The 4858-nt window shown below is 40.6% G+C and carries 2 protein-coding genes; one reads left to right on the forward strand and one right to left on the reverse strand.

Going from position 1 to position 4858, the window contains the following annotated elements:
* Window positions 1-246 precede the first annotated feature (246 nt).
* Window positions 247-3702, reverse strand: coding sequence for a type ISP restriction/modification enzyme (locus IM477_RS19310; RefSeq protein ID WP_287733112.1), 3456 nt, complete (start codon window positions 3700-3702; stop codon window positions 247-249).
* Between the two features lie 314 nt (window positions 3703-4016).
* Between IM477_RS19310 and IM477_RS19315 the strand changes: the two genes are divergently transcribed.
* A complete protein-coding gene (locus tag IM477_RS19315) occupies window positions 4017-4445 on the forward strand; it encodes a QcrA and Rieske domain-containing protein (protein ID WP_287733113.1) in 429 nt (142 codons plus the stop codon).
* Window positions 4446-4858: the final 413 nt, after the last annotated feature.

The following is a 4858-nucleotide window of genomic DNA, read 5'->3' on the forward strand; positions in this document are numbered from 1 at the left end:
AAGATTATTTTATTCATTGAAAAAACCACAAATTAGGTCAGAATTTCAGCTAAATTTATGAGTTGAGATAAGTTTTTTATGGGCAGATATTTTAAAACTGTCTCTTTAATCTAATTATGATGATTATCTTGAAAAAAAATGATAATTAGACAGAAGTTCTCTTGTTCACATAGAGAACTTTATCTTCTTTTGTTTTCAAAATGAGAATTGCTGCGCTAAAAGCGAGGGAATTCTGCTGACACTAAGTTAAAAAGAATACACGGCTGTTTTGATATTTTGGTAGTTATCATCTAGGTCTGATTCTAGGAGAATAATCGCAGTAATTCTCCTAGTCATCTCGCTTACTTCCTGCACTTCTGCGATAGTTAATCCCCGTCCTAATAATTTTTCCTCGCGATAACTTAGCCATTTTTTAATAACTTGATAACCCCCGATGGTATATTCCCACACCCGGGATGGTATATTTTGCCAATAGGCTCGATCATTGAGATAAATATCATAGGTGGTCGTTCCTAATAATTTTCGCATTTCTGGGCTAATTACGCTCATTTCTGCGGTTGTATATTGTCTGGCGATCGCTTTTCCTTTACCCGGCATTGTCACGCCATTTTTCCCCCCATGTCCCCAACCGACGTTAATAATTAAATCCCCCTTATCTGGGTTTAAATTTCCCCCATCAGTGCAGGAAATCAAGGCGATTTTTTGCAGTGCAGGGGTCGGTTTTTTGGTGACTCCTATAACGGGGTTTTCTGTGTCTAAAAGAGATGCGATCGCTTGTCCTAGTTCGGCAGATTTAATTAATAATTCTTGGCTATTGGGAAGGGGAATTCTTGGGAAGTCTTGACGAATACCGTCGGCATTTTCCCGAAGATATAAGGGAGAGTACCCAATCGCTAATGCGTGCAGCCAAATTAAGGAAGCATTCTCGATATTTTCCTCAAGATTATTAATACCCAGTTGATTTAAGTATTGACGAGATTTTTCTGAGAGATTGGCTGTTAGAGTGGTGTCGATAAATTCTTGTGTATTGAATAGTTGCTTTGAATATTTTTGTGTTTTTTGCTTACTTTCGGGTTTAAGTAAAATTGGAAAATGTCTTGCGTGTCCAGATATACAATCATAGTCACAAACTAACTTAGAAAAATAAAATGGAGAACCTTCTGGAGATTTATCCGCAGTATCACGAGTGATAATAAAAGCATTATTATCAGTTTTTTGTTCTAGCAATTTTGGGCTAGGTTCGCTAAACAAAGGCCGCAAGTTTTCTAGATAACACCAACGAATGTCGAAAGGTTTAAAAGGATATTTTACGATACAATTTTCATTAAAAATAAATTGTGCTAATATCTTTTTTCTTGCGTCTGAGCCAATAATTCTGTTGCCATTCATCATCAAAGAAGGATAAATCTTTTTAATTTCTTCGTCAGCTATTGAATTATCAAAGTAAGCTTTAATTCGTTCTGATAAAAGTTGCTTTTCAACAGAGATAAGTGCAAATCCTCTCCTTTCTACTGGTCCATTGAAAGGCATTATTTTACATAAATCTGTTAACTTTGGCCATGCTAAATAGTGAGAGGAAACATCGGAGGGACGGAAAGAATAACGATTAGATTGTTCTGGGTTAGAGACTTGATAAAAAGAATCAAAATCTTGATTGTTTAAACTATCTAATAACTGTTCTCGTTTAGCAACTCCCCAGAAATGGCGAAAATAGACATCAACATTTTTATTCCTTACTTCCTTTCTTACCATTAATCCGATAGTTGTCCCGACTCGAATTCCTTCCTTATTGTATTGAGTAGAAAAAACACTAGGATCGGGATTACCTTCAGGGGTTAACTTTCCTGTTTCGCGACTATCCCCATTGAGACAATCAAACCAAAGACGATCAAATTCTTGTAAAAATCTTTGTCGCATCACCACAAAAGAAGGATCACCGAGATAGGAAAAATTAGAAATATAACAAACAACCCCTTTACCAGTATTTTCTGAAATACATCTTTCCGCTAAACGGAAAAAGCGCACATATAACTCATCCAAATTAAACTTTTTAATCCCCCAATCGGAGATTAAACCCTGTTTATACACTTCCACTAAACCTGCTTCTTCCGCGGGACTGGTTCCAGCAAAAGCATTGTAGGGAGGATTACCGAGAATAACTAAAATCGGTTTACCGCGCTTAACTTCATCAGCTGCCTCTCGTTCCTTATTTAACTCCGGAAAACTTAATTGTAGCTGTTGAATTTTCTGTTTACTTTCCTCATCGGGAGGTTGCCAACCAGTTAAAGCATTAGTCAGATAAACCCCAACCCGTTCGCTATCTTCTATTAAAGGTACACCCAAACTTTGCAGGAATAAACCTAATTGTAGATGAGCGACGACAAAAGGAGCGGTTAAAATCTCGAAACCGAAAATTCTTTCTATAGCTGCTTTTTTCACCAAAGCCATGGCTAAAGCACCCGCGCCATTTTCCTGTAAAGTATCGGTAATATAGCGCAAAACCTCGACTAAATAAGCACCGGTGCCACAGCAAGGATCGAGAATATAAACATCGGGATTAGCTAAACCGTCCTCGATATTTAATTCTTCTCGTAAAACTCGATCGACTCGCGCTACCATATAGCGAACAATTTCCGGAGGAGTGTACCAAACTCCCAATTCTTTGCGTAAATCGGGATCAAAAGCTTGCAAAAATGGTTCATAGAAATACTGTACCGCTTGTCCCTCATCGAATTGACGAAAAAACTCCTCTCGTCGCACTCGATTTAAAGCTGCACCAGTCCAATTCAAAACTTCTACTAATCCCAAAGATTTTAACTTACTCGGTGCGGCGATCTGCTCGAATAGGATCGCTAACATGGGAACATGGAGATGGTGGGCTGCGGATTTCCAATCGAACTTATCCTCTTTATCCTCGCGATTGAGGTTTTGCTTGTGCCATAATACCCAAGCGGAGAATAAACCATAAAAGAGGGTTTGCACGAGGGTAGAACGAAAAAATTTATTCCCCTGTTCCCGTTCAAATTTGATACCGAGGGCATTTTCTAAAGCTTGACGAATATTGGCCAGAGCGGGAAGATCGGAATGATGTTCTAAGCGTGCTTTTGCGTCGCGCGCATAGGAAGCAAGAAACCAAGCAACATCGGCCGGTGAGGTGATAGGAGCCGCCTGCAAAAGCACTCTCTTTAGGTATTCTAAGAGGCTATCACCATGTTCGTCGGCAAATTTGGATGGATTTGAGGTTTTTAGCCAAAACTCGGCTTCTGACGGGGCTAAACTATAGGCTTCTAATTCTACCGGTTGACCTTGGCTATTGCGGCCGATGAGCAGAAAATCGCGATAATTGGTGACTAATACTTGACCGTATTTTTGCCAGTATTTTTGTACTTGCTCGCTGGCGGCGATTTTTTTGATATCTTCTTTGGTTCCCTTAATCTCGATCGCACCTCTTTCGGGAAAAATCGCCGTAAAAGGTTCTAATTCTTGATTTTTGGGGAATTGATCGACGTTAAAAAGTCCCCCGTCCGGCAATCCCGCACCCTGATTTCTGAGGTTGATAATGCAGCGGACTCGCGGTTTTAGGGTTTTACCGATTTCGTTGAGGAGAGTTTCGAGAGTGCCGTAGTAGGAGGTTTCTTTTACGGCTGCTTGGGAGGAGTGGATTTCGTGCAGGTTGCAAAAATAATTGACGAGGGGATTCATTAGGAGTGTTGTAAAAATCAAAAATTGTTGTTAGGGTTAGGAGTCAGGAGTCGGTCGTCAGGAGTCAGCAGAATTAAGAATGAATAATAATTAACTAAATAGTCTATTTACATATTTTATGCCATTTAATCCTTATTTTTGCCATTTTTGAACCCTCAAAAATTAATTATCGGTCGCAACTAGCTTCTGAAGCCTAATCCTGGTCAGGCGTTTGCTTACGGGCCCTCTCTACTCGCACTTAGAAATTAATTGAATGGAAAGAGCTTCTACGGTACAGTGAAAGTTAACGTTGCTGTTGGAAAAAACCTAATCCCATGAATCGTCGTGAATTTGTTGCCCTCGTTGGTGTTGGCGGAGCCATGGCCTGCGCCCCAGAAATCCTAGCGACGGCTACCGACCAAGAGATGACCCCGGCCCAAGCGGCGGATGGCTTTGTGAAAGTGACGGGCATTACCCTCAAAGAATTGGAAGCCAAAGGCAGTTTTCTGGATAAAAAATCCCCCGTCGGCTCCTTGCTCCTGATCTGGGAGAAAAAGGCGAAAAAGATCAGTGCTGTAAACCCGACTTGTACCCATGAAGGCTGTACGGTGAAATGGGATACTGGCGCACAGATTTTAGCTTGTCCCTGCCATCCGGGAAAATTTACCGCCACTGGGGTCGTCACGAATAAACCCCCAAAACGCAATCTAACCACCTATCAAGTCAAGGTCGAAAAAGACGTTATTTTCGTGAAAAAAGCTTAACGGGGTTGACGGAATACCATGCCTTTGGTGACACGAGTAGAATTAGTGACTCTCTACTCGCACTTAGAAATTAATTGAATGGAAAGCCCCCATGACGGAGGGAGATGAGGGATTAATCAGTGTGACTTCCTAGACGTAGGTTGGGTTGAAGAATGAAACCCAACGCCCGCATGGGTTACGCTACCGCTAACCCATCCTACAAATAATTGTGCCTCCCTACTTAGGGCTTGCTGAAAAAGTCGCTCAAAGAATTATGCTATTGAGTGCCAATAATTTGTCGTTCAACTGATAAGTTTTACTTGAGTAAAATAACTTTTAACATAATTTTTATTAAAGCGTTGCCGGCATCTTAGTTCATTTGTTCGCCGAAAAAGCCAGAAAGACAAAAAAAGCCCAAAAAACTGCCGAAGCAG

The sequence above is a fragment of the Microcystis sp. M090S1 genome, from assembly GCF_020246295.1.
Lineage (GTDB): Bacteria > Cyanobacteriota > Cyanobacteriia > Cyanobacteriales > Microcystaceae > Microcystis > Microcystis aeruginosa.